Below are 22,231 nucleotides of genomic sequence, written 5' to 3' on the forward strand. Positions count from 1 at the left end.
AACTTTATCATCTAGGTCAAGATGGAGGCTATGGCAAAAAAGATAATGGGTACATATGTTCGGGGTGGTATAATGAGCTCACTACTAATAAATGAGGTGTATTTATGGAACAAACGGCAGTCGAACGGTTCATTCAAGAACATCAAATCAAACATGGGGCAGACGTCTTGAACGCGTTCCAACAACGAATCAATTTGAGTATGGTGCCTCGAACGACACGAGAAGAGGTGGCGATTGGCCACTCGAAATTTGGCGGTTATCCAGATTTACCGATCGGGTCGGACCATCCTGGAGAGAACTTGACGTTTTTGGCGCAATTTCGCTTAAGCGACTTTGCCGGCTGTGAGTCGGTCGAGGCGCTTCCAAAAAAAGGGCTGCTGTCTTTCTTTTACGATATGGAAGAACAACCGTGGGGTGACACGGACGAACGTCATCTTTGGCGTGTTGTGTACACGGAAGACACAGACCTTGAACGTGTCAAAGTCGGAGAGGCGCTGAACGAACGGGCAGTCTCGTTTGATGAATCATACGCACCGAACGTTGATGTGCTCGCCCATCTATTGAATGACGATCAGTTCGAGGCGTTCGAAGAGCTGATTGACGATGAGGAATTTCACGCAATCGGCGGTCATCCGAACGCTATTCAAAATGATGTGTTCGAAGAGGTTCAGGACACATATGGTGACCGCTTCAAGCGGCCGTTCCTGCTCTTCCAAATGGATTCGACAGAAGAGCTCGATATCATGTTCGGCGATGTCGGGATCCTCTACTTTTTGATTCCGACAGAGGCGCTTCAGGCCAAACGATTCGAGGAGACCGAAATGATCATGCAATGTTACTGAACACAACAAAAAGAGATTTGACCGGCTCTCGGTCAAATCTCTTTTTGAATTATGCTTGTTGTTTCTTGCGGAACCGAGCGAAGAACTCATAGACGATTGGGACGATGAGCAACGTCAGTAACGTCGAACTTGTGAGTCCGCCGATGACGGTGACACCGAGACCTTTCGAGATGAGTGCGCCGCCTTCGAGTCCGAGAGCGAGTGGTGATAAGGCACCGATTGTCGCGAGCGCCGTCATGAGAATCGGACGAAGTCGCGTACCGGCTGCTTCGAGCAACGCTTCACGCGTCGATAGACCAGCTTCTTCTTTATGAATGACGCGGTCGATCAAGACGATCGCATTTGTGACGACGATCCCGATCAACATGAGCGCACCAATCAAAGCAGATACGGAAATCGTTTCTCCCGTGATCAAGAGGGCGACGAGTCCGCCGATGATCGCATAAGGGAGCGAGAACAATACGACGAACGGGGTGATGGCACCGCCGAACGTGACGACGAGCACCAAGTAGACGATGGCGATGGCTGCGAGCATCGCAAGGCCGAGCTGCGTGAACGATTCCTGAATCTGTTCTGTCACGCCGCCGACGTCATACGAGACGCCCGTCGGGAGATCGATGTCAGAGACACGTTCTTCGATGGCGGCCGACGCTTCCGTCGCCTTGTCCGTGCTAAGTTCGACGCTGACGGTAGCAAGGAGCTTGCCGTCGCGCTGGACGAGCGTGTCCGGCGTCGTGCCTTCTTCGACTTCGATGAAGTCTGAGATTGGGCGCGGCCCGAACGGCGTCGTCACTTCTTGCGCTTGCAAGTCTTCAATGCTGTCATACGTGACTTGTTCCGTCGGGATGATGACGTCGAGCTGTTTGTCATCAATCGTCACACTGGCGAGCGGACTGGCCTGTGCTTGGAACTGACCGATCGTTTGAGCGAGTTGAGCGGCCGAGACGCCAGCTTCAGCTGCTGCTTGTTGATCGACGTTGAACGTGTACTGGACGTATGACTCACGAAGATCAGACGTCGCTTGGCGGACGTAGTCCGTCTCTTCTTCGATCGTCTCGATGAATGTCGGGACAATCGCTTCAAGATCTTCGAGCGAGTTGGCGTAGACGTTATACGTCACACCGCTCGTTCCGGCACCGCCGGCGAAGTTTTGTTCTTTCCATTCTCCGCCTGAGGCAAGTTCGTTCAATTGTTCGATGTCTGCCAATTTGACGTCGGCAAAGTCTTCTGTGTCCGGGTCGTACTGGACGATGAAGATCCCTTGCTTGTTATTCCCCGGGTTGAGCGGGTTTTCGCCACCGACCGTGAACTGGACGTCGGTCGCGTTCGGCTGGTCTTCCATAAAGTACGTCTCGGCGATCTCAGCAGCCGCGATCGAGTCGTCAAGCGTCTGTCCCGGTTCCGGGTCGAACGTGACGAACAGCGTCTTATCCGAACCTTGGTTCAAGAAGTTGACCCCGATGGCTGGGACGAGGGCGAAACTGCCGATCAAGAGAAGTGTCGCGAGTCCGAAGACGACGAGCTTGTGGTTGAGCGACCAGTTGAGCACACCGCGGTACCATTCGGCAAGTTTACCGGGTCCTTCTTCCGGCTTCAGCTTGTCACGGTTTTTAAAGAACGAATCGGCCATCATCGGTACGACCGTGATCGCGACGAGGAGCGAAGCGAGCAAGGCGAAGACGACGGTCAAGGCGAACGGCAAGAACAGTTCGCCGACGAAGCCGGTCACGAAACCGAGCGGCAAGAAGACGGCGATCGTCACGATTGTCGATGACGCGATCGGGACGAACACTTCTTTCGTCGCGGCGATGATCAACGCTTTGCCGCGTAACGGTTCGTTCGGACGAGTGAGTCGACGATAAATGTTTTCGATGACGACAATCGAGTCATCGACGACGCGTCCAATCGCGACGGTCATCGCCCCGAGCGTCATGATATTGAGCGTGATATCGAGTTGCTTCAAGACGATGAGCGCCATCAAGAGCGATAGTGGGATCGAGATGACAGCAATGATCGTCGAACGGAAGTTACGAAGGAACACTAAGATGATCAAAATGGCGAATAGTCCGCCGAGTAACGCCTTCGATACCATCGTCTCGACCGATTCTTCAATCGGCTGACCTTGGTCGAGTGTGATTGAGACGTTCGCCGTATCATATTCAGCCTCAAAGTCGTCTAAAATCGTTTTGACGGCGTTGACGACGTCGACGGTGTTCGCGTCTTGTGTCTTCGTCACTTGAATCCCGATCGAACGTTCTCCGTTCGACCGCGAGATCGATTCTTCGATGCCGCGGTCTTCGATTGTCGCGAGTTCGCTTAAAGCGACGGTCGGGACTGTTGTCGGCACATTCGCAGGTGGGACTGTGCCAGGGACTTCGCTTGGCAACTCAGGTGTCTCACCAGCCGGGAATCCGCTTGGCGCCCCTGGGACGGTCGGTTCAGCTGGAGCTGGTGAGTACGGGATTTGCAGGTCGCGGAACGCTTCGAGCGTCTCCGACTTCCCGTCGATGACGACGGCCTGTTCCGTATCCCCGAGCTCATACAAGCCGAGCGCGATACGGGCATCGTTTGCTTGAATCAACTGTTTGACCGTATCTTCTGTCAAGTTGTATTCGGCAAGTGCGGCCTCGTCGAAGCGAAGCTCGACGCGACGGACTTCTTGACCGGCGATTTGGACGAGCTGGGCACCTTCGACACCTTCAAGGGCCGGTTGGAGCTCGTCTTCGACAAGTTTTGTCAACTCAGCCAAATCGAGGCTTTCATCTGAAACGGCTGCACCGACGACCGGGAACGCGTCGAAGCTGAGGCGTGACACTTGCGGGTCTTGGACGGACTCTGGCAGCTCGACGTTGCTGAGTGCATCTTTGACCTGTTGTTCGGCTGCTTCCATATCCGTGCTGAAATCATAATCGATTTGAATGTTCGAAGCGTTTTGGAACGAAGACGAACGGACTTGTTCGACACCGTTCAAACTCTTCAAGCGATCTTCGAGCACGGTGCTCACTTCGTCGAGCACTTGTTCAGGAGAAGCGCCAGGATAAATCGTCGTCACCGAGACGGTCGGTGTCGTGATGTCAGGCAGTGTCTCTAGTTTCATCGTCAGGCCGGCAAAGATTCCGGCGGCCGTTAAGATGATCGTCATCAACCAAACGGCAAACTTGTTGTTGACGGAGAAGGTCGTGATCTTTTGCATGGGGTTCATTTCTCCTCTAATAAATTAGTCTAGTTTCCCGAATCGATGTGTCGGGCGCGCTCGATGAGTCGAGCGATAATGGCTTGTTTTAAAGCGGTAGGGGGGACGCCGACATTGAAGTGTTCGGACATCATCATCCCTTCAAGGGCATAGCGGATGATCATCGTCTCGACGGGATCGCTCGTCTGTTGAAATTCGGCGAAGAACGTGTCGAGGTCATGCTTCCAACGGTCGGCGTACGCTTGATCGACGGCGAATAACGTCAAGAAGGCGATCATCTTCTCGGCATCGATATGAATTGGCGAGCGTTCCGGATAGAGTTTCGTCTCATCAAATAGGCGGACGAACGCCTCGACCGGACCGTGGCCGTCAGCCTGAAGTGATTCGTATAAATCGTTTTGTTCGGTTTGAAGCCGTTCGACGATGGCGGTCAAAAGCGCTTCTTTCGACGGATAATGATACAACAGGCCACCTTTTGAGACACCAGCGGTCTTTGCGACTTCCTCTAATGTCAGTTGGTGCACTCCGTGCTCCATGATGATCTCGGTCGCGGCATCTAGCAGTTTTTGTTTCGTGATAGTTGATCGGTTTGTCATTTCGTCACTCCTTTCTGTACCGACCAGACGGTCTTTTCATTTCAACTATAGGCGCCTCATCATTTTGAAGTCAAGAAATGATATCGTCAAAACTGTTAAGTTATAAATATATAACTAATGGTAACGTTTTCAAAAAAAGGTTGACATGAGAATGATTATCATCGATTATAGTGATTGAGAGTAATTATCATTACCAACAAAGAGACTAAAACATGGGGGAAATATAAATGAACAAAAAGTACATGGCACTTGGACTTTCGGCAGCACTTACGACATCACTGCTCGCGGCTTGCGCGAGCACGGAAGAGACGACTACTACGGGGGACAATGAGACGGCAGAAGAATCAAAAGTCGTCAACGTCTACTCGAGCCGTCATTACGATGTCGACAAAGAGCTCTACAAACAGTTCGAAGAAGAGACGGGCGTGAAAGTCAACGTCGTCGAAGGAAAAGGTGATGAACTTCTCGAACGTTTGAACACAGAAGGTGAGAACACAGAAGCGGATCTCTTCATTACTGCTGACGCCGGGAACTTGCACCAGGCAAAAGAAGCAGGGCATCTTCAAGCGGTCGATAGCGATGTGCTTGAGTCGAACATCCCAGAAAAATACCGTGACACGGACAAAGAATGGTTCGGTCTCACGAAGCGTGCACGTGTCATCGTCTACGCGAAAGATCGCGTGAAGCCGGAAGACTTGTCGACGTACGAAGCGCTCACGGAAGAACAGTGGAATGGGAAAGTGCTCGTTCGTCCATCTGAAAACATGTACAACATCTCACTCCTCTCGTCATTCATCGAAGTGAACGGCGTCGACCAAGCGAAAGAATGGGCAGAAGGCATGGTCAACAACATGGCGCGTGACCCACAAGGGAACGACCGTGACCAAGCGAAAGCCGTCGTCGCCGGTGAAGGTGATGTGGCCATCATGAACACGTACTACATGGGTCTCATGCTGAACTCAGAAGACGCGGAAGAGAAGAAAGTCGCTGAAGCGCTCGGTGTCTTCTTCCCGAACCAAGACACCACAGGTACGCACGTCAACATCTCTGGAATCGCGATGACGAAAGCGTCGAAGAACTCTGACAACGCGAAGAAACTCATGGAGTTCATGTCTGACCCGTCAGCGCAAGAGCAGTTCGCAAGCGCCAACTACGAGTACCCGGTCAACGAATCGGTCGAGCCGAACGAGCTCCTCAAATCATGGGGTGAGTTCAAAGAACAAGATATCAACCTATCTGTTCTCGGTGAAAATCAGCAAGAAGCCATCCGCATCTTCAACGAAGCTGGTTGGAAATAAGACGACTTCGGCTTGAACGCATGTTCAGGCCGAAGGTTTTTGCGTTTCCTGACAGTCTAAAGGTATGACCGGGACGATGAAACTGATATGATGGGACAGGAAGTAAATGAAAGAAACGGGAGCTGTAAGACATGAACTGGTATGCAATCAAACGACAACTGAATGGATGGTCCATCCTGAGCTTTATCGCGTTGTCGTTTATCGTCTTGCCAGGAATCGTCGTCTTAGTAGAACTGTTCGCACCGGTCAATGACAATTGGCAACACATCCGCGAATATCTGCTGCCGACGTACGTGAGGAACACGTTGTTCATCATGCTCGTGACCGGTTTCTTGACGACCATCATCGGAACGAGCCTCGCTTGGTTCGTCACGGTGTATGACTTCCCGTTACGGCGATTCTTCAAATGGGCGCTCATCTTGCCGCTCGCAATCCCGCCGTATATCGGTGCTTACACGTATCATGGCATCTTGAACTACACCGGCGTCATCCAGACGACGCTGCGCAACGAGTTTGGCATCACCGTGGATCAGACGTACTTCAATATCATGACGATCCAAGGGACGATCTTCATCTTCACGTTGTTCTTGTATCCGTACATTTATACGATCACACGCGCGTTCCTACACAATCAGTCGTCGTCGATGATCGAGAACGCCCGCATCCTCGGACGCGGGTCGTGGGATATCTTCTTCACCGTCGTCATCCCGATCTCGCGCGTCGCCATCATCGGCGGTGTCAGTCTCGTCTTGATGGAAGTGTTGAACGACTACGGCGTCGTCAAATACTTCGGAATCCAGACGTTCAGTACGGCCATCTTCAGCACGTGGTTCGGCATGAAGGACACGTCTTCAGCGTTAAAACTTGCCGGCACGCTCATGATCATCGTCATCGCTATCTTGATGGCGGAACGACTCGTCCGAGGCCGCAAGCAGTTCAGCTATGCGACGACAAAAGTGAAGCCGCTCAAGCCAAGACCGTTGAACGGCTGGCATCGTTACGCCGTGTTCGGTTACGTGGCGACGATCTTCGGCATCGCTTTCGCGATCCCGTTCATCCAACTCGTCGCTTGGACGTTCTTGACGTTCGAGCAAGTGTTCACGGCTGAATTTTTCCGCCTCGTCTGGAACACGGTGAGCGTCGCCTTTATCGCGACAATCATCATTCTCGTATTCGCACTCATCATCGCCAACTATACGCGGTTGTTCCCATCGAATATGACGCGCGTCATCTCGAAAGTGACGACGCTCGGCTACTCGATCCCAGGAGCGGCTATCGCCATCGCTGTCATCACGTTGTTTTTACTATTAGACGAATGGGTGCTAAAAGCAGCGCTCGCGCTCGATCTCGGACAGACGTTCGTGTTCCGGACGACGCTCATCATGCTCATCTTCGCCTACGTCATCCGTTTCCTCGCCATCGGTTACAACTCGATCGAGAGCGGATTTGAGAAAGTCGGGAAGTCGTTCACGGAAGCGTCACGCATGCTCGGTTGGGGCACGGTTCAGACGTTCTTCCGGGTCGATATCCCGATGATCAAAGGGGCGATCATGAGCGCGTTCATCCTCGTCTTCATCGATATTATGAAAGAGTTGCCGCTGACACTGTTCTTGCAGCCGTTCAACTTCTCGACGCTTGCGACGCAGGCGTTCAAATATGTCAGTGATGAGAAGATTCACGAAGCGGCGCTCGCGTCGATCGTCATCGTTCTCATGAGCGGATTGTTAATCTTTGTGTTCCATAAGGTGCTTGATAAGGAGGCCGACTAATGTTTGTTCAAATCAACGATTTACACTTCAGCTATAAAGGTGCAGAAGCAGAGACGATCAAAGGGTTCTCGCTCTCGATCACGAAAGGCGAAATCGTATCCCTCCTCGGCGACAGCGGTTCGGGGAAAAGTACGATCTTGCGCCTCATCGCCGGTCTCGAGATGCCAAATCAAGGCGTCGTCGTCGTCAACGATTGCGTCTGTTGTGACGACTGCCAGTTCATGCCGCCCGAACAACGCGGCGTCGGCATGGTGTTTCAAGACTATGCGCTCTTCCCGCACATGACCGTTGAGAAGAACATCCGCTTCGGCCTCCATAAGCTCAGCCGGAAGGAGCGGAACGAACGGGTCGAGGAGATGCTCACGCTCGTGAACTTATCTGAGTTCCGGCATCGCTACCCGTATGAGCTGAGCGGCGGTCAGCAGCAGCGTGTCGCGCTCGCGCGTGCGCTCGCACCGAAGCCGTCCCTCTTGATCTTAGACGAGCCGTTCAGTAACTTGGACACGTCGCTCCAACACCGGATCCGCGATGACTTGCGCCGTCTCCTCAAACAGACGGGCACGACGACGATCTTTGTCACGCACGACGAGGAAGACGCGGAAGCGCTCGCCGACCGTATCGTCTATCTCGGAGAAGGCAAAATTAAAAAGCAGGTCATGACGGAGAACAACAAGACGTTCAACCCGCAGATTCCTTGCTTTGTGTAAGTACAGCGCACTCATTGATCAAAAATGGGTGCGTCTTTTTTTTGTGAAGTTCATTACTCAAAAAATCGATTGTCTAAAACGGACAGATGCTCCTGCCAATCCGACCAGTAGGACTGGAGTGATGTGATCAATCCATGCCCACCAAAGCTAATTGTACTTTCGTGGGACGCATAAATGATCCAGTTCATTTTTTGGTCAAACCAATAGCGTTCTAAATAACGACCTTCATAACAAGGATCTAATGAAGCGGTGTCGATTTGCCATAGTGTATGGTCCTCATGCAGTTCAAATATAAGCTCCGTCCCTTGGTCCCATACCCATTGGCGGATTTCTTCGATTTTTTGATCAACATCTTCAATATAATCGCTGTCGAATGCAATCACATCGAGTCGAGGAGAAGTGGAAAGAGGGTACCAATAATACGAATCGTTCACACCCCAAATGGTGCGAATTCTTCTCTTTAACTGATTTGCGAATGGTTGTGAAAGTCGAGTCCTCATGACTTGAAACTCCTTATCCTAAATCTATGTATTTTTTGCTACATTCACTATATATGGAAAACAGAAAAAATGCCCTTAGATTTTTTATCCAAGGGCGTTTCGTGTCTACTTCGCTGTCTGAGACGGCTTCGACTCATTTCCAAGCCGGTCGATTGCCGTCACGTAATACGTTGCCTGCTCGTTCGTGACTTCAACACTCTTCCGGGCGTGTGACGGGACGCTCTCGATACGTGTCGCGTTCCCGTCGTTGACTTCATAGACACGGTAGCCGATGACGGCATCGTCACGGACCGCGTGCCATGTGAGCAAGTTACCGCTTAACGTGACGTTCGTCGGGGCGTCGAGTTCGACTGTCGACTTGATCTCGCTATCGACAAGCTCCGTGTAAACGACGAAACGTTGGTCATAACCACCGTCCCCGAACGTACCGGAACACGTGATCAAGTTCAAGTTGCGATTTGACGTGGTGCCAAAAATCTCGTCGATCGGGGCATTTTTCGTGTCATAACTCTCTGTTTTTGTGACACGAAATCGCAGCGTGTTGCCGTTCTCGTCGATAATCGTCACGTCATCGCCTGTCTTCAGTTGATCGAGTTCATAAAAGACGGCGGGCCCCGTCTTACTATCAACGTGTCCGGCGACGACGGCGTTGCCTTTACTGCCTGGTTTGACACCAGGTTCGAACCAGCCGACTTGATTCTCGTCAACGGGTACGCCCATCTGTCCGTTATCGAGCACGCCGACCTGTTCGATCGCGGTGTCGACATTGATGCTCGGGATTTGAATCTGGACAGGTGTCACGGCTTTAGTGCTTTCCTCTTCCTCGGCTAAACGAAGTTTCTTCACCTCTTCCTGTAGAAGTGAGAATTCAGCCGATAAATCTGGGCTCTCCTCTATTTGTTTTTCTTCTACAGGTGGTGATGACGATTCTTGAGCGCTCGTCCACGACCAGAAGCCAAAACAAAATAGAGAGAGCGCCAAAAACAAATGGCGCTTGTTCATTGGGCTCTCTCCTTTAGTTTATTGTTCTGATACTTTACGGTTGCGAAGCGTAACAAAGGCGAGCATGATTCCGCCAAGTATGGCTAAGCCAGCGTAAAGGGTATTCATTGATTGTGCTTGTGCACCACCGAGACCTGTTTCAGGCATCGCTTCCGGCATTGCTGTTTCAGCGAACTTGTCAGGCATTTGTGTCACGATCGCGTTACCGAGTGTTTCACCAACACCGAACATGAACGCGTATCCTTCACGGAATGACATCCAAGCTGCATCTGCGTCACCGGCTACATATTGATCAAACGTTTGGAGCACGAGTGCCTCATGTTGCATGATCGCTTCTTGACCGGCCGCTTGTGGCAAGTTGCCTTCTGTCGCCGCATCGAGGAACGTACTGAAGTCGACAGCGAACTGATCGAGTTTCATGCGTGCTTCTTCGATTTTAGCTTCGTCGCCTTCAAGTGTTGCTGCGACGATGTCACCTTGTGCTGTGATGTGGTTACCGTTCCATACTTTTTCAAACTGAGCCGCACCTTCGTCACCGTAGACCGAACCGATGGCTGCTTTAAAGTCGAGCGTGTTTTGATCTTCAGCCCAGCTGACGTAGTCGAAATCTTCCGCTTTGTCGTAGCCTTTTTGCATGCCGATCGCAGCGAGAGCGAAGTGTTCACCGGCGAGGCTGTTCAATGTCGAACGAAGCTCTACAGCTGGCGTGTCAGCAGGTGTCGGGAATTTGTCAGGCATTTGCGTGACGACCGCTCCTGAGAGGGCTTTACTGATGTCGAACATGAGCTTGTAGCCTTCACGGTATGTCATGTAAGCCGACTCGTAGTCACCGGCGACGTAGTTATCAAACACTGAGAGAACTTGGTCTTCGTGAAGTTCAAGGACGTCAGCGGCTGCTTCTTTCGGTAAGTTGCCTTCTGTCGCAGCATCGAGGAATGTCGAGAACTCTTCGACGAACTCATCGACTTCGGCTTCAGCATCGGCACGAAGTTCTTTGTCGTCTGACTTGGCAGCTTCGACGAAGTCAGCCGAGTAGTCGTTATGGCCGGCGAAGATGTCTTCGAACTGAGCCGCGCCTTCATCACCGTAGATTGAGGCGATGGCTGGCGTCATGTCAAGCGCGTTTTGATCGAGTGCTTTCATTGCGACTTCGGCATCCGGTGCCCCGTCGTAAGCTTTCATCATCGATGTGACGGCTAAGACATAATGCTCAGATAGTAATTGGTCGAGCGTGGCACGAAGGTCTCCAGCTGGCGTGCTCACTGTTGGCGCCTCTGCTGCCTGTGCGTTCAATGGTACGAGTAACCCCAGTGCCAGTGCCGGTGCTACAAATTTGTTCATTGTTTTTTTCTTCATGTTCAATCGCTCCTTTTTTGTGAGTGGTTGTCGTTGTTTACACCCATCTAACGGAGCGATTCAAAAAATGGATCACTTTTTGATTATTTTTTTTCGTTTTTTTGTTGAAGTGTGCGGTAAACCCCTGGTGCGACGCCATATTTCCGTTTGAAAATCCGATGGAAATAAGGATACGTTCGAAACCCGGACAGCTCGGCGATCCGTTCGAGCGAATGTTGCGTATACCGCATTTGCTCTTCGGCGAGCTGAAGCCGGATCGTGTGCGCGTACTCGATGATCGTCATCCCGGTCACTTCCTTAAAGAGATGCACGGTCCGCGATACGCTCAAGTCGACGGCAGCGGCGACGTCGGCAATTTTGAAGTCGGCGGTGACGTTTCCTTCTATATAACGCATCATGCGAGACACGACCGGGGGACGTACATTCGTCCGGACGTCTCGCATCGATCGGTCGAGCATGAGCAGAAGCGCCTCGATCAACTTCTCGATCAACGCAGTGCTCTGTTCATCGGTCGGTCGTCGTGCCTCTTCCGTGACGTGTTGCCAAAGCGAGAGGAGGCGAGGGTCAATCGAGATCGTGGTGAGCCGTGAGCGAGTAGTCGTCGACCACCAGGTGTCGAGCGTCGGACCAGCGCAGAACAAATGATAGTCGCCACTCGCCGGGGTATCGATATTCAACTCATAGTAGTCACCCGGTTTGACGAGCAGCAGATCGCCGGGGTACGCGACGTATGTCTCCCCGTTGACGAGGATTCGGGCCGACCCTTCAGTCTGCAAGCGGATCAAGTACGTGTCCAACCGGTTGGCGAACGGAAAAGTATATGCTGCTGTGTGATACGAATAGCCACAAAAGCCGATTTCCATCGAATTACTCCTTTATAATAGCAAGATTGTGCATATCTTAATCATATCATGGATAGGCACAGGCGGCGGGACAAGGTACGATGATGACGTCAGATTTGAACCGATGATGAGGAGGAGACTTTTATGAAACAATGGTGGAAAGAAGCGGTCGTCTATCAGATTTATCCGCGCAGCTTTAACGACTCGAACGGGGACGGAATCGGGGACATCCCGGGCATCACGGAAAAGATGTCCTATTTGGCTGAACTCGGGATCGACGTCATCTGGTTGTCACCGGTGTACGATTCGCCGAACGATGACAACGGCTATGACATCCGCGACTACCGTGCGATTATGGATGAGTTCGGGACGATGGACGATTTCGATGCGATGCTCGAAGAGGCGCACCGTCACGGCATCAAGATCATGATGGACCTCGTCGTCAACCATTCTTCCGATGAGCACCAATGGTTCATGGAGTCTCGGTCTTCGAAAGACAGCCCGTACCGCGACTACTACATTTGGAAAAAAGGCGAGAACGGTCAGCCGCCGACGAACTGGGGGGCTTTCTTTGGCGGCAGCGCGTGGGCGTACGATGAAGCGAGCGACGAATATTATCTGCACTTGTTCAGTAAGAAACAGCCCGACTTGAACTGGGAGTCGGAGACGCTGCGCCGCGAAGTGTACGATTTGATGGCTTACTGGCTCGACAAAGGCGTCGACGGTTTCCGGATGGACGTCATCAATATGATCTCGAAAGACCAAAGCTATCCGGACGGGAAGACGCGCGGGACGGGCTACGGAGACGGAACGCCGTTCTTCTTCAACGGGCCGCGCATCCATGAGTTCATGCAAGAGATGAATCGTGAAGTGTTGTCGAAGTACGATACGATCACGGTCGGGGAGATGCCGGGTGTCAGTGTCGACGAGGCGAAGCTATACACCGGTGAAGACCGTGACGAGCTCAACATGGTGTTCCATTTCGAGCACGTCGACGTCGGCAACGGCAGCTTTGGAAAGTGGAATCCGACCGACTGGAAGCTGACGGAGCTGAAGACGATCTTCTCGCGTTGGCAAGAAGGACTCGAGGAAGAGGGCTGGAACAGCCTATATTGGAGCAACCACGACCAACCGCGGGCGATCTCGCGATTCGGCAACGATTCGGATGAGTACCGGGTCGTCTCTGGCAAGATGCTTGCGACACTCTTGCACATGTTGAAAGGGACGCCGTACATTTATCAAGGCGAAGAGTTCGGCATGACGAACGTCGCGTTCGACTCGATCGACAAGTACCGTGACATCGAGACGCTCAACGCGTATCGCGATTACACATCGAACGATTTGTTGACGCACGAGGAGATTTTCCGCGGCATCCACGCCCGCGGACGCGACAATTCGCGGACGCCGGTCCAGTGGTCGGCTGACGCGCAAGGTGGGTTCACGACCGGTACGCCGTGGATCGATGTCAATCCGAACTATGTCGACGTGAACGCGGAAGCGGCACGTCTTGATCCGAATTCACTCTTCCATTACTACCGTCAGTTGATCGCGCTACGGAAACAGAATCCGGTCGTCGTCTACGGGAAGTATGAGCTGTTGCTCCCGGAAGACGAAGCCGTCTACGCGTTCACGCGGACGCTCGAAGGAGAGACGTGGCTCGTACTGTGCAACTTCTCAGCTGAAACACAAGAACGGACGTTGCCGTATGACGTCAAAGACCGTGTCATCGGCAATATGGAGCCGATCGAACCGTTCACGCTTCGTCCGTACGAGGCACAAGTGTACAAACTATGACAAAAAACTCGCCCAAGCGGCGAGTTTTTTTCAAGCGTATAGTATTCTCCAAACCATTCGGGAATAGGAAGAGTAGACTCTGACTTAATAAGGGGGAAACGAGATGAAGACGTTGATTGCGTATACGTCACGATATGGTACGAGCGAGAAAGTCGCCCATCTTTTGGCCGCACGGTTGTCCGGAAACGTCCACGTTCAAAACTTGGTCGATGAGCCAGACGTCGATTGGGCAACGGTCGACCACGTCATCGTCGGGGGATCGATCCGGATGGGGAAAGTCCAAGACGAGCTGACCGACTGGTTGAAGCAAAACGAAGTCCAATTGCTCGAACGTCCGCTCGGATTGTACTTGTGCGCCGGCACGCCGACCGCGGCGGAGCGGCAACGTGAGCTCGAAGGCGCGTACGGGGAACATTTACGAGCACACGCCTACTTCGTCGAAGTCGTCGGCAGCGGCTATGACTTTGAGCGGATGGGCTTCCTCGACAAAGCCATCGTCCGGATGATGGCCAAACAGACGGTCAGTTCGCTCAATTTGGACGAAGCACGGTTGAATGAGCTCGTCGAGTCGGCTCAAGCGTCACTTCGCACCCGATCTGAGAAACCATAAGCGAATAAGTCGTGCGCTTCGACCGGGCTACTCGTGGAGATGAGGACATCTCCACTTTTTTGTTCGCCTTCGATGTGTTTTAGCACGACGTTAGCGAGCTGTCCGCCGATCTTTACAGAGATCGGGGCCGAATTCCGGCACGTGACATCTTCGATTGTGACGTGATCGGTCCGGTTGTCGCCGCCGAACAGTTCGATGTCGGCGCGGCTGGAAACGAACCCGCTTGTGGCGATCCGTTTTAATTGAACGTTCCGAGACTTATACTGGACGGCGAGCGCTGGATGTCCTGTATAATCATAGGACGGGTCACCGATGGCCGTAAAGCCATGGATCAATACGTCTTGATACGCCGATATGACGAGGCTACGGGGCGACGACTTGGCGTATAGCTTCGAGCGTACCGGTTCAATCGATAGTAAATTCGTCCCTGAGATGAACCGCGCCGTCTTCGACTCGGGATCGTCGGCTAAGTGGTGCCCGATGTGGCGAAAATTGAAGGACCGGTTATCACGATACGAGACGTGCCCAAAAATATGGACGTCATGGGCGGCCGAGGACGTACCGTGGGCTTTCACCTCGACGCCTCCAAAACAACCTTCCGTCATATTGTTGACGAGCACGACGTGACGCGAACCGTCATCGACCTCGATGCCGTTTGAATTGGAGAAGCCGTGGGCGTGCGTACGTCCGTGCGGGTGATGACAGTAGCAGTTCGTGATGTAGATGGCGTCGCTATGATGCGTCGTGATGCCGTCGTCCCCATAATTCGTCGCCTCGCAGCGGTCGAGCCAGATGTAGCGGCTGCCTTTTTTGGCACGCAACCCGTCCCCGAGGTAATGGTAGTGAGGGGCGGTGATATCGAACGCGTGCAGCCCGGCACCTTTGGCGGTGACGTGATGGACCCAGGCGAATTTGACGTGGGCGAATGTCAACGCGCTCGAAGCCGTGTCTCCACTCGACGTCCGATCGACGTCGCCAAGGCGCTCGACGTTCCAGTCGAGCGTCAGATGGGCGACCTCGATGTGATGGTTCCCATAAAACGGTGTCGCATTTCGCAGCAGCCGGCGATGCTTCGGTGTGCCGTCGGCCAAGCGTAATACCGTGTCCTGCTGTCCCGCACCTTCGAGCACGCAGTTCGAGGGGATCCGGACGCCACGGACGATATAGACACCGGCCGGCACGTGGACGTGGCGGTTCGACCGAAGCGCGAGCCGGAATGCGAGCGTGCAATCCGTCTTGCCGTCCCCGACGGCCCCGTAATCGGTCACGTCGACGTGATGGCGTGTCGTCTGCAGTAAATTCAAATGTTCCGCGTCGAGACGACGCATCCAGACGGGCCGGATGAGATCGTCGACGACCTCGAGCGGGAGTGCACTCGTCACCGGTGTGATTCGTTCCGTCATCGGCAAGTGGGAGCGGTACGACTTCGATTGGTCAGGATAATGGTCGTGTCGCGTCGCTTGATGCCAAGCGAGCGTCTCCGTCAATAGCTCATCTGTCGACCAGGCCGCGTGACGGGCGATGGTGGCAGCGATATGCGTGCGGTCAATTTGATTCATCATATGAGTCGTCCTCCTAACGTTCACTACATGTGATGTACCCGTTTTGAAATTATTTTTAGCAAACCGAAGTATTTAGTAGACAGAAGCATTTATCCATGGTATATTACATATGTGCTTAATTAAGAATAGCTGGAAACATAATTCACAATCGCTTGGGATTATTTTTCATGAAAGATAATCCAACAAGTTTTGTGCTTTTTTTTGGTCAGTTTTTTCTAGTAAGGCACTACTAGAACGCACAGCGTTTATTTCAGGAGGGTTCATTATGAACACAGGTAAAGTAAAATGGTTTAACTCAGAAAAAGGTTACGGCTTCATCGAAATGGAAGGCGGAGACGACGTATTCGTACACTTCTCAGCAATCCAAGGCGACGGCTTCAAGACACTTGAAGAAGGCCAAGCAGTAACTTTCGAAATCACTGACGGAGCTCGTGGCCCACAAGCTTCTAACGTTGAAAAAATCTAATCTTCCTTTCTAAGGAATTTTATAACCTGCTCGCTTCGGCGAGCAGGTTTTTTCGTGTCTTCGTGTTTAATCAAGTGCCGCAAGGGAATGATTATACGAGTGACTATGATAAGGGGGCTTTAAAAATGAATGCTAAAACAACGGCACAACAAATTCTAGATGCAAGCAACGTGGGAACGATGGCCACGGTATATAAAGGGAAGCCGCACAGCCGATACATGACGTTTTTCCATGACGGTCTGACACTCTATACGGCAACCTCGAAAGATACGGATAAAGTCGATGAGTTGAAGAACAATCCATATACGCACGTCTTGATCGGCTACGACGGGGACGGGGTCGGCGACACGTATCTAGAGATTTTAGGAGAGACGTCGGTGTCTGATGACGAGTCGATGAAAGAAAAAGTGTGGAACGAAAAACTTGAGGGCTGGTTCGACGGCCCGGATGATCCAAAACTCGTCATTTTAAAAATCTCACCGCAATCGATGCGTGTGATGAATAAAAAAGGCCAACCGCCACAACAAGTTGATCTTTAAATCAGTGGAAGCAATGTCTCGAGCAGACGTTGCTTTTTTTGGTGTAATTTCCAAAAAGTGACTGACCTGTGACACACATATGAACGAAACGTGAACTATTGTCTCAAGCTATGTGAAAACATGAACATGGGTGATATATTGTGAATGTAATCACATATAAGCCATCATTCAACCATTCAAAAGGAGGAATTATCATGTTCACAAAGTTTTGGCAAAACCACAACATCGCAACCGGCATCTTGACGGTGTTACGGATCTGGCTCGGCTATCAATGGCTCACAGCCGGATGGGGTAAAATCACGGGCGGCTTCGGATCAGGCGGTTACCTTCAAAACGCAGCTTCACTCGCGACGGGAGATCACCCGGCGGTCGCCGGATGGTGGGCAACATTCCTTGAAAACTTCGCAATCCCAAACGCAGCACTTTTCGATATCTTAATTCCGTATGGTGAGTTCTTGGTCGGTCTCGGTCTCTTGCTTGGTGCCCTCACACGCAGCGCGGCTTTCTTCGGACTCGTCATGAACATGGCGTTCTTATTGTCAGGGACGGTCAGCACGAACCCGACGATGTTGATCGTATCGGTCTTGATTCTCGTCGCGGGCTACAACGCAGGCAAAATCGGCGTCGATGGTTTGTTCCTCCGCCGCTTCGTCGAAACGAAAATTGCGCATCGTTCACCAAATCGTCAAATAGCCTAACGACTTTCTAACGTTCTCCTGTGACAAACTTCACCTCTATCGGCTACGATGAACGTAGCATCGATTAAAAAGGAGAACGGATATGAACGCAACTCGATTCAAATGGCTCGGCTATACAGAGGGGATGTCATTCCTGCTCTTATTGTTGATCGCAATGCCGCTTAAGTATTTGGCTGGCATGCCGCTAGCCGTCAGCATCGTCGGTGCGGCCCATGGTTTCCTGTTCGTCGCTTACGTGGCGGCAGCGGTTTACATGGCGTGGCGCTTCAACTGGGGCTTCAAAGTGTTAGTCCTCGCGGTCATGGCTTCGGTCATCCCGTTCGGACCGTTCTTGTTAGAGAAACGAGTCCTTCCATCAACAGAGAAGACATCGAACTGAAAAACGTTCGATGTCTTTTTTTCGTTCATTGATGTGTCGGCGCGCTTTCGACTTCAGCCAGTACCGTCGCTTTTTCAGCCGCGATATCGTGACGGATGCGATGCATCGCGAACAGCGTGATCGAAAGCAGGCATACCATGCAAATCGCATAAAGTGACGTGACCGACATCCATTCGCTCAATAACCCGAACGACACGAAACCGAGCGGGGTGATCCCCATCGCGAGCGATTCGAGGACGCCCATGACACGACCGAGGTAGCTTGGTTCCGTGTTCGTCTGCAAAAACAGTTGGATGGGAATATTGACGCGGATGATGAAGAAACCGCTCAACAAAGCGAATCCGGTGAGGAAGACGATGGCGGGTGTGACCGAGAAGTCAAAATAGAGCGGGACGGCCGGGCCGATAAAGAGGCAACTCATGACGATAAGCGATGTGCGGACCGTCGCTAGACGATACTTGATCTTAAAGAACGGCAGCGCGTGGGCAAGAGAGGCGACTAAAAATCCGACTGCGAACATACTTTCTAAAAAGCCGAACTGGAGCGGGCTGACCCCGATCTGTTGCAAGGCGGCAATCGGGAACAGTACTTCCGAAGCCACGAAGAAGAAGTTGAGGAACGCCGCAAGAATCGTCAGCGTCCATAGCACGCGTTGGCGTTTCAAATAGCGGAAACCGGAGCGGACGTCGTCCCACGTCGATTGATCGGTGGAAGCATGTTCATACGCTTGGAATGTGAGACGTGAGGCGAACAGGGCGGCAATGAGGAACAAGAGGGATGAGCTGAACAAGAACGCTGAAATCGGTAATAGCTTGAACAGCGCCCCGGCTAAAAGTGGCGTACCAATACTTGAGACGGAAATGATACTTTGGATGAGCGAATTGGCGCGTTGAAGCCCGTCTTCGTCGAACAGGAGTGGAATCGAACTCGTCAACGTGACAGACAAGAAAGTGGAGACGATAGAAAGCAGACATGTAATAATCAAGAAAGCAGGAACGCCGAACGTCCAAATGAGGCTCGCGGCCCCGGCCAAGAAGAACAATAGCCCGTTGACCGATTCCATCGTGATGATGACGCGTTTTCGGTTCAATTTGTCGGCATATGCACCGGCAAACGGTGATAATAGAACACGAGGCAACGTCCCGGCCAGTAAGACGAGGGCGAACTGGAGCCCGGAACCGGAAGTTGTCAGCACCGTCAATCCGGCGACGAACGTGAATAGACTGGAAGCGAATAACGACATGAATTTCCCGAGCAACAACACGTGCAAGTTCGAGGTAGAAGTAGTCATACATAGTCTCCTTTGCAATTAAGTTCAATGTGATTTAACATTATAATAGACGACGAAAAGAGATTTGTAAACAATAAGTTCAATTAAATTTAACTTTTAAGAGGTGCTCTATGATTGGACAGCGGATTAAGACGTTACGAAAAGAAAAAAAGTTGACGCAAAGTCAACTCGCAGACGGCATCATCACGAAATCGATGCTCAGTATGATTGAGAACGGGAAAGCCGAAATGTCGATGCGCAGTCTGCGCGAGATTGCCAAGCGGTTGGACGTGTCGGTGCAGTCGTTACTTGTCGATCCTCGCGAGGCAGGCTTACAAAAAATCGTTGAAGAGATTGAATATATGCAAGGAAGTCTTAACTCATGGGAAGATGAAGCTGTTCAAAAGGCTCTCACACCCTACTTAGACTTAGAGATGAACTCGGTATGGCAAGGGAAGGCTTACACGTTGCTCGCGGACAGCGTATTCAATAGTGGAGACGAACAAGAGCTATTGGAGTTGTATGATCGAGCGATTACGGTGTTCGAACGGGTCGAGGAGAAAGAAGAGCTGATCATGGCTCGCATTAGCCAAGCCTTTTATTTACTCATGTGGAATCGTTTTGACGATGCGATTGAACGCATCGACACGATTGAATTGATTGATTCGAGAAGTATGAAAACGAAAACTCGCGTCGAGTTTAGTATGCTCATGGTGTTTCGAAATATGTTGTATGACGATGATTTGCCAGGTGCGGTTCGTCGTCTCGAAGATACACTTGATTATATGAAGCGGACGAAAATATATTATCGCGTCGATGATGTGTACCGCACGATTGCGATTTGTGCGCTTTATTTGAAAGACGAAGCGGTGATTATCGATGCGTTGAAAAAAGCAAAACAATATACTGACTTCACTGGAGACGTGACGATGCAAATTCGTCTAGCGATGACAGAAGCGCTATATGCGATTGAGTATCGGAAAATAGACCTTTTACAACAACAGATTGCTGTCATGGATCAGTTGTTAGAAAGCAATACAGAATTCATCGCGGCATTTGAGATGAGTAAAGGTGTCTATTTTGCCCTGACTGGTGAAGTCGAGACAGGCCGGAAATCATTTTTGAAGCTGTTGGAGCATCACGATCAGTGGGCGAAGCACGGGTTTGTCGATCAAGCGATTTACTTTGAAGGGTTATTAATTGGAACGAGTTATGGATGTGGCGATGAATGGGTCCCGTTGATTGAACGAGAGGTCGAGTTGTTCCCAGAAGGGCGTTTTCGAAGCCATCTGACTTCCATGATAAAAAAAATCAAGGGCTGAATTCTCAGTCCTTGAACGTTTGAATGAGCGTGCCTTTCCCGTCCTCGACTTGAATCGAGGCATGGGCACCGTTAATGAGTGTCAGTTGTGGTGGCACGTGCCCGCAGTCGATGTCATAAATGATGGGAACGTTGAGTAGTTCCTGTAGTTCAGCGTAGACGTCTTCTGCCGTATAACCTTGTACCGGTGGTTGGGCATCGCTGCGGCCGAACAAGATGCCTGTCGTATGATCAAACCAACCGGCCCACTTCATTTGAAGCAAGGTCCGTTTGAGTGCCGGTACATCCATCTCGGCGTTCTCGAAATACCAAAGAATCGGTTCATCGTTCAAATGAGTCTGTTGGAACTGAGCGACGTCACCGTAAGGCGTCCCGATCGTATGCAAGAGGACGTCGATACAACCGCCGAGCAGACGACCGGTCGCTTCCGTCCCACCGAGTGATTTCCATTCGGTCGGCTCGGTCAAATGGTAGAAGCATGGACTCGGGTTACCGTGCTGCCATTCTTTTTGAAATTGCTCTGAAGACAGTTGAATGACGGTCTCGCCGTGTTTCGTCGATAAGACGTCGAGCCAACGCGAGCTCGTCGCATCCCACGATTCCCCGCGCAGATCGACAAGGTTCGTCCCGTGAGCCGAAGCGATGCCGGTCTTGAGCGTGTAGACGAATAAAAATAAGCTGACGTCAGAGTAGCCGAGCATCCACTTCGCTGGGAGCGTGTCCCAAGCGATTTTATCGAGTAGCTCGAGCAACAAGACGCCGCCCCATGGCGGGATGATCAAATCGACGTCCTCATCGTGGAACAGTCGCGTCAGCTCTTCGGCACGGACTGCGGCCGGCGCCGATTTTGCTTTATGTTGTGTCCAAACAGACGGTTCAAATTGAAGCGTGAAGCCGTGGCGTGCGAACGTCGTCTCGGCGTCGTGAAGTAAACTATGACGCGCGGCTGGTACGCCGGACGAAGGGGCGGTGACGCCGACGTGGCGGCCGGTGAGCTGTGGATAACGAATCATGAGATCCTCCTGTGGATAAGTGATGGGCGGTAATACGGAAATGAGTTATCCACATGTGGACAATTTATTTTTGTTGCATGCGCGCAGCGTGCTTCATGCCCCAAGCGTTCATCGTCTCGAGTACCGGGATAAGCGTCTTGCCGTACTCGCTCAACTGATAGTCGACGCGCGGCGGGACTTCCGGATAGACGGTACGGATGATGATATCGTGCTCTTCTAAGTCACGCAACTGGGCTGTCAAAATCTTTTGGCTAATGTTCGGGAGCGAGCGTTTCAGTTCACTGAACCGGAGCGTCCCCCCGTTGATGAGCGCGAGTAAAATCGATGGTTTCCATTTACCGGTGATTAGTTCGAGTGCGGTATCGACTTCACAGCTTGAGATCATCGTCATGAGTCTCGCTCCTCTCTAAGTATCCTTTCGGTAACTATACCACCTTTTTGTGCCGTCTTCTGCAAACGGGACACGGCATGTAT

The 22,231-nt window shown here is 51.7% G+C and carries 21 protein-coding genes; 11 read left to right on the top strand and 10 right to left on the bottom strand.

Annotated elements, in window-relative coordinates; all coding sequences use genetic code 11:
- Nucleotides 1–104 precede the first annotated feature (104 nt).
- Nucleotides 105–842, top strand: a complete 738-nt coding sequence (locus tag EVJ29_RS11635) for a YwqG family protein (RefSeq protein WP_131505138.1) — start codon at nucleotides 105–107, stop codon at nucleotides 840–842.
- A 49-nt stretch (nucleotides 843–891) separates the two neighbouring features.
- On the opposite strand, the gene EVJ29_RS11640 is transcribed toward EVJ29_RS11635, so the two are convergent.
- Both EVJ29_RS11640 and EVJ29_RS11645 read right to left on the bottom strand, forming a co-directional pair.
- Nucleotides 892–4,035 carry an efflux RND transporter permease subunit gene (locus EVJ29_RS11640; protein ID WP_070328370.1) on the bottom strand — a complete coding sequence of 1,048 codons (3,144 nt, stop codon included), beginning with the start codon at nucleotides 4,033–4,035 and terminating at the stop codon, nucleotides 892–894.
- Between the two features lie 29 nt (nucleotides 4,036–4,064).
- Nucleotides 4,065–4,631 (bottom strand): TetR/AcrR family transcriptional regulator, encoded by a 567-nt coding sequence (locus EVJ29_RS11645; protein WP_070328369.1) that lies wholly within the window; start codon nucleotides 4,629–4,631, stop codon nucleotides 4,065–4,067.
- 227 nt (nucleotides 4,632–4,858) lie between these two features.
- Between EVJ29_RS11645 and EVJ29_RS11650 the strand changes: the two genes are divergently transcribed.
- The 3 genes from EVJ29_RS11650 (at nucleotide 4,859) to EVJ29_RS11660 (ending at nucleotide 8,405) form a co-directional block, all read left to right on the top strand.
- Nucleotides 4,859–5,929, top strand: coding sequence for a Fe(3+) ABC transporter substrate-binding protein (locus EVJ29_RS11650; RefSeq protein ID WP_131505139.1), 1,071 nt, complete (start codon nucleotides 4,859–4,861; stop codon nucleotides 5,927–5,929).
- Nucleotides 5,930–6,060: 131 nt separating this feature from the next.
- Complete coding sequence (locus tag EVJ29_RS11655) at nucleotides 6,061–7,698, top strand: ABC transporter permease (protein WP_131505140.1); 1,638 nt, start codon at nucleotides 6,061–6,063, stop codon at nucleotides 7,696–7,698.
- Nucleotides 7,698–8,405 (top strand): ABC transporter ATP-binding protein, encoded by a 708-nt coding sequence (locus tag EVJ29_RS11660; protein WP_131465906.1) that lies wholly within the window; start codon nucleotides 7,698–7,700, stop codon nucleotides 8,403–8,405. Before EVJ29_RS11655 ends, EVJ29_RS11660 begins: the two co-directional genes overlap by 1 nt.
- Nucleotides 8,406–8,458: 53 nt before the next feature.
- Here the strand turns inward: EVJ29_RS11660 and EVJ29_RS11665 are convergent, their stop codons facing one another.
- The 4 genes from EVJ29_RS11665 to EVJ29_RS11680 all read right to left on the bottom strand — a co-directional run bounded on the left by EVJ29_RS11665 (nucleotide 8,459) and on the right by EVJ29_RS11680 (nucleotide 12,126).
- Nucleotides 8,459–8,905, bottom strand: coding sequence for a hypothetical protein (locus EVJ29_RS11665; protein WP_071398817.1), 447 nt, complete (start codon nucleotides 8,903–8,905; stop codon nucleotides 8,459–8,461).
- Between the two features lie 105 nt (nucleotides 8,906–9,010).
- Nucleotides 9,011–9,907: a class F sortase gene (locus tag EVJ29_RS11670; protein WP_131505141.1), complete on the bottom strand. Its 897-nt coding sequence runs from the start codon at nucleotides 9,905–9,907 to the stop codon at nucleotides 9,011–9,013.
- A gap of 18 nt (nucleotides 9,908–9,925) precedes the next feature.
- Nucleotides 9,926–11,248 carry a copper amine oxidase gene (locus EVJ29_RS11675; protein ID WP_236633529.1) on the bottom strand — a complete coding sequence of 441 codons (1,323 nt, stop codon included), beginning with the start codon at nucleotides 11,246–11,248 and terminating at the stop codon, nucleotides 9,926–9,928.
- A 98-nt stretch (nucleotides 11,249–11,346) separates the two neighbouring features.
- A complete protein-coding gene (locus EVJ29_RS11680) occupies nucleotides 11,347–12,126 on the bottom strand; it encodes an AraC family transcriptional regulator (protein ID WP_131490580.1) in 780 nt (259 codons plus the stop codon).
- A gap of 123 nt (nucleotides 12,127–12,249) precedes the next feature.
- On the opposite strand from EVJ29_RS11680, the gene EVJ29_RS11685 reads away from it, so the two are divergent.
- Nucleotides 12,250–13,899, top strand: a complete 1,650-nt coding sequence (locus tag EVJ29_RS11685; RefSeq protein ID WP_131465914.1) for a glycoside hydrolase family 13 protein — start codon at nucleotides 12,250–12,252, stop codon at nucleotides 13,897–13,899.
- A 103-nt stretch (nucleotides 13,900–14,002) separates the two neighbouring features.
- On the top strand, nucleotides 14,003–14,509 hold the full coding sequence (locus EVJ29_RS11690) for a flavodoxin domain-containing protein (protein WP_131457933.1): 507 nt from the start codon (nucleotides 14,003–14,005) through the stop codon (nucleotides 14,507–14,509).
- Here the strand turns inward: EVJ29_RS11690 and EVJ29_RS11695 are convergent.
- Nucleotides 14,473–16,071 carry a glycoside hydrolase family 55 protein gene (locus tag EVJ29_RS11695; protein WP_131505143.1) on the bottom strand — a complete coding sequence of 533 codons (1,599 nt, stop codon included), beginning with the start codon at nucleotides 16,069–16,071 and terminating at the stop codon, nucleotides 14,473–14,475. The two genes, EVJ29_RS11690 and EVJ29_RS11695, sit on opposite strands and share 37 nt — an antisense overlap.
- A gap of 265 nt (nucleotides 16,072–16,336) precedes the next feature.
- Here EVJ29_RS11695 and EVJ29_RS11700 point away from each other — a divergent pair, with 265 nt between their 5' ends.
- The 4 genes from EVJ29_RS11700 to EVJ29_RS11715 all read left to right on the top strand — a co-directional run bounded on the left by EVJ29_RS11700 (nucleotide 16,337) and on the right by EVJ29_RS11715 (nucleotide 18,153).
- Nucleotides 16,337–16,537 (top strand): cold-shock protein, encoded by a 201-nt coding sequence (locus EVJ29_RS11700; RefSeq protein ID WP_016507985.1) that lies wholly within the window; start codon nucleotides 16,337–16,339, stop codon nucleotides 16,535–16,537.
- Nucleotides 16,538–16,662: 125 nt separating this feature from the next.
- Complete coding sequence (locus tag EVJ29_RS11705; protein WP_131505144.1) at nucleotides 16,663–17,076, top strand: pyridoxamine 5'-phosphate oxidase family protein; 414 nt, start codon at nucleotides 16,663–16,665, stop codon at nucleotides 17,074–17,076.
- Nucleotides 17,077–17,270: 194 nt separating this feature from the next.
- On the top strand, nucleotides 17,271–17,774 hold the full coding sequence (locus EVJ29_RS11710) for a DoxX family membrane protein (protein WP_131490582.1): 504 nt from the start codon (nucleotides 17,271–17,273) through the stop codon (nucleotides 17,772–17,774).
- 82 nt (nucleotides 17,775–17,856) lie between these two features.
- Nucleotides 17,857–18,153, top strand: a complete 297-nt coding sequence (locus EVJ29_RS11715) for a DUF3817 domain-containing protein (protein WP_021068057.1) — start codon at nucleotides 17,857–17,859, stop codon at nucleotides 18,151–18,153.
- Between the two features lie 25 nt (nucleotides 18,154–18,178).
- On the opposite strand, the gene EVJ29_RS11720 is transcribed toward EVJ29_RS11715, so the two are convergent.
- A complete protein-coding gene (locus EVJ29_RS11720; RefSeq protein WP_131465920.1) occupies nucleotides 18,179–19,444 on the bottom strand; it encodes an MFS transporter in 1,266 nt (421 codons plus the stop codon).
- A gap of 110 nt (nucleotides 19,445–19,554) precedes the next feature.
- Between EVJ29_RS11720 and EVJ29_RS11725 the strand changes: the two genes are divergently transcribed.
- Nucleotides 19,555–20,745, top strand: a complete 1,191-nt coding sequence (locus EVJ29_RS11725) for a helix-turn-helix domain-containing protein (RefSeq protein ID WP_131505145.1) — start codon at nucleotides 19,555–19,557, stop codon at nucleotides 20,743–20,745.
- Nucleotides 20,746–20,749: 4 nt separating this feature from the next.
- Here EVJ29_RS11725 and EVJ29_RS11730 read toward each other — a convergent pair whose 3' ends face one another.
- Nucleotides 20,750–21,757: a S66 family peptidase gene (locus EVJ29_RS11730; protein WP_131505146.1), complete on the bottom strand. Its 1,008-nt coding sequence runs from the start codon at nucleotides 21,755–21,757 to the stop codon at nucleotides 20,750–20,752.
- Nucleotides 21,758–21,821: 64 nt separating this feature from the next.
- The gene (locus EVJ29_RS11735) at nucleotides 21,822–22,148 is read right to left on the bottom strand and encodes a winged helix-turn-helix transcriptional regulator (protein WP_131444153.1); all 327 of its coding nucleotides are present in this window, start codon (nucleotides 22,146–22,148) and stop codon (nucleotides 21,822–21,824) included.
- Nucleotides 22,149–22,231 lie beyond the last annotated feature (83 nt).

The organism is Exiguobacterium sp. SH4S7 (genome assembly GCF_004336795.1).
Taxonomy (GTDB): domain Bacteria; phylum Bacillota; class Bacilli; order Exiguobacteriales; family Exiguobacteriaceae; genus Exiguobacterium; species Exiguobacterium aurantiacum_A.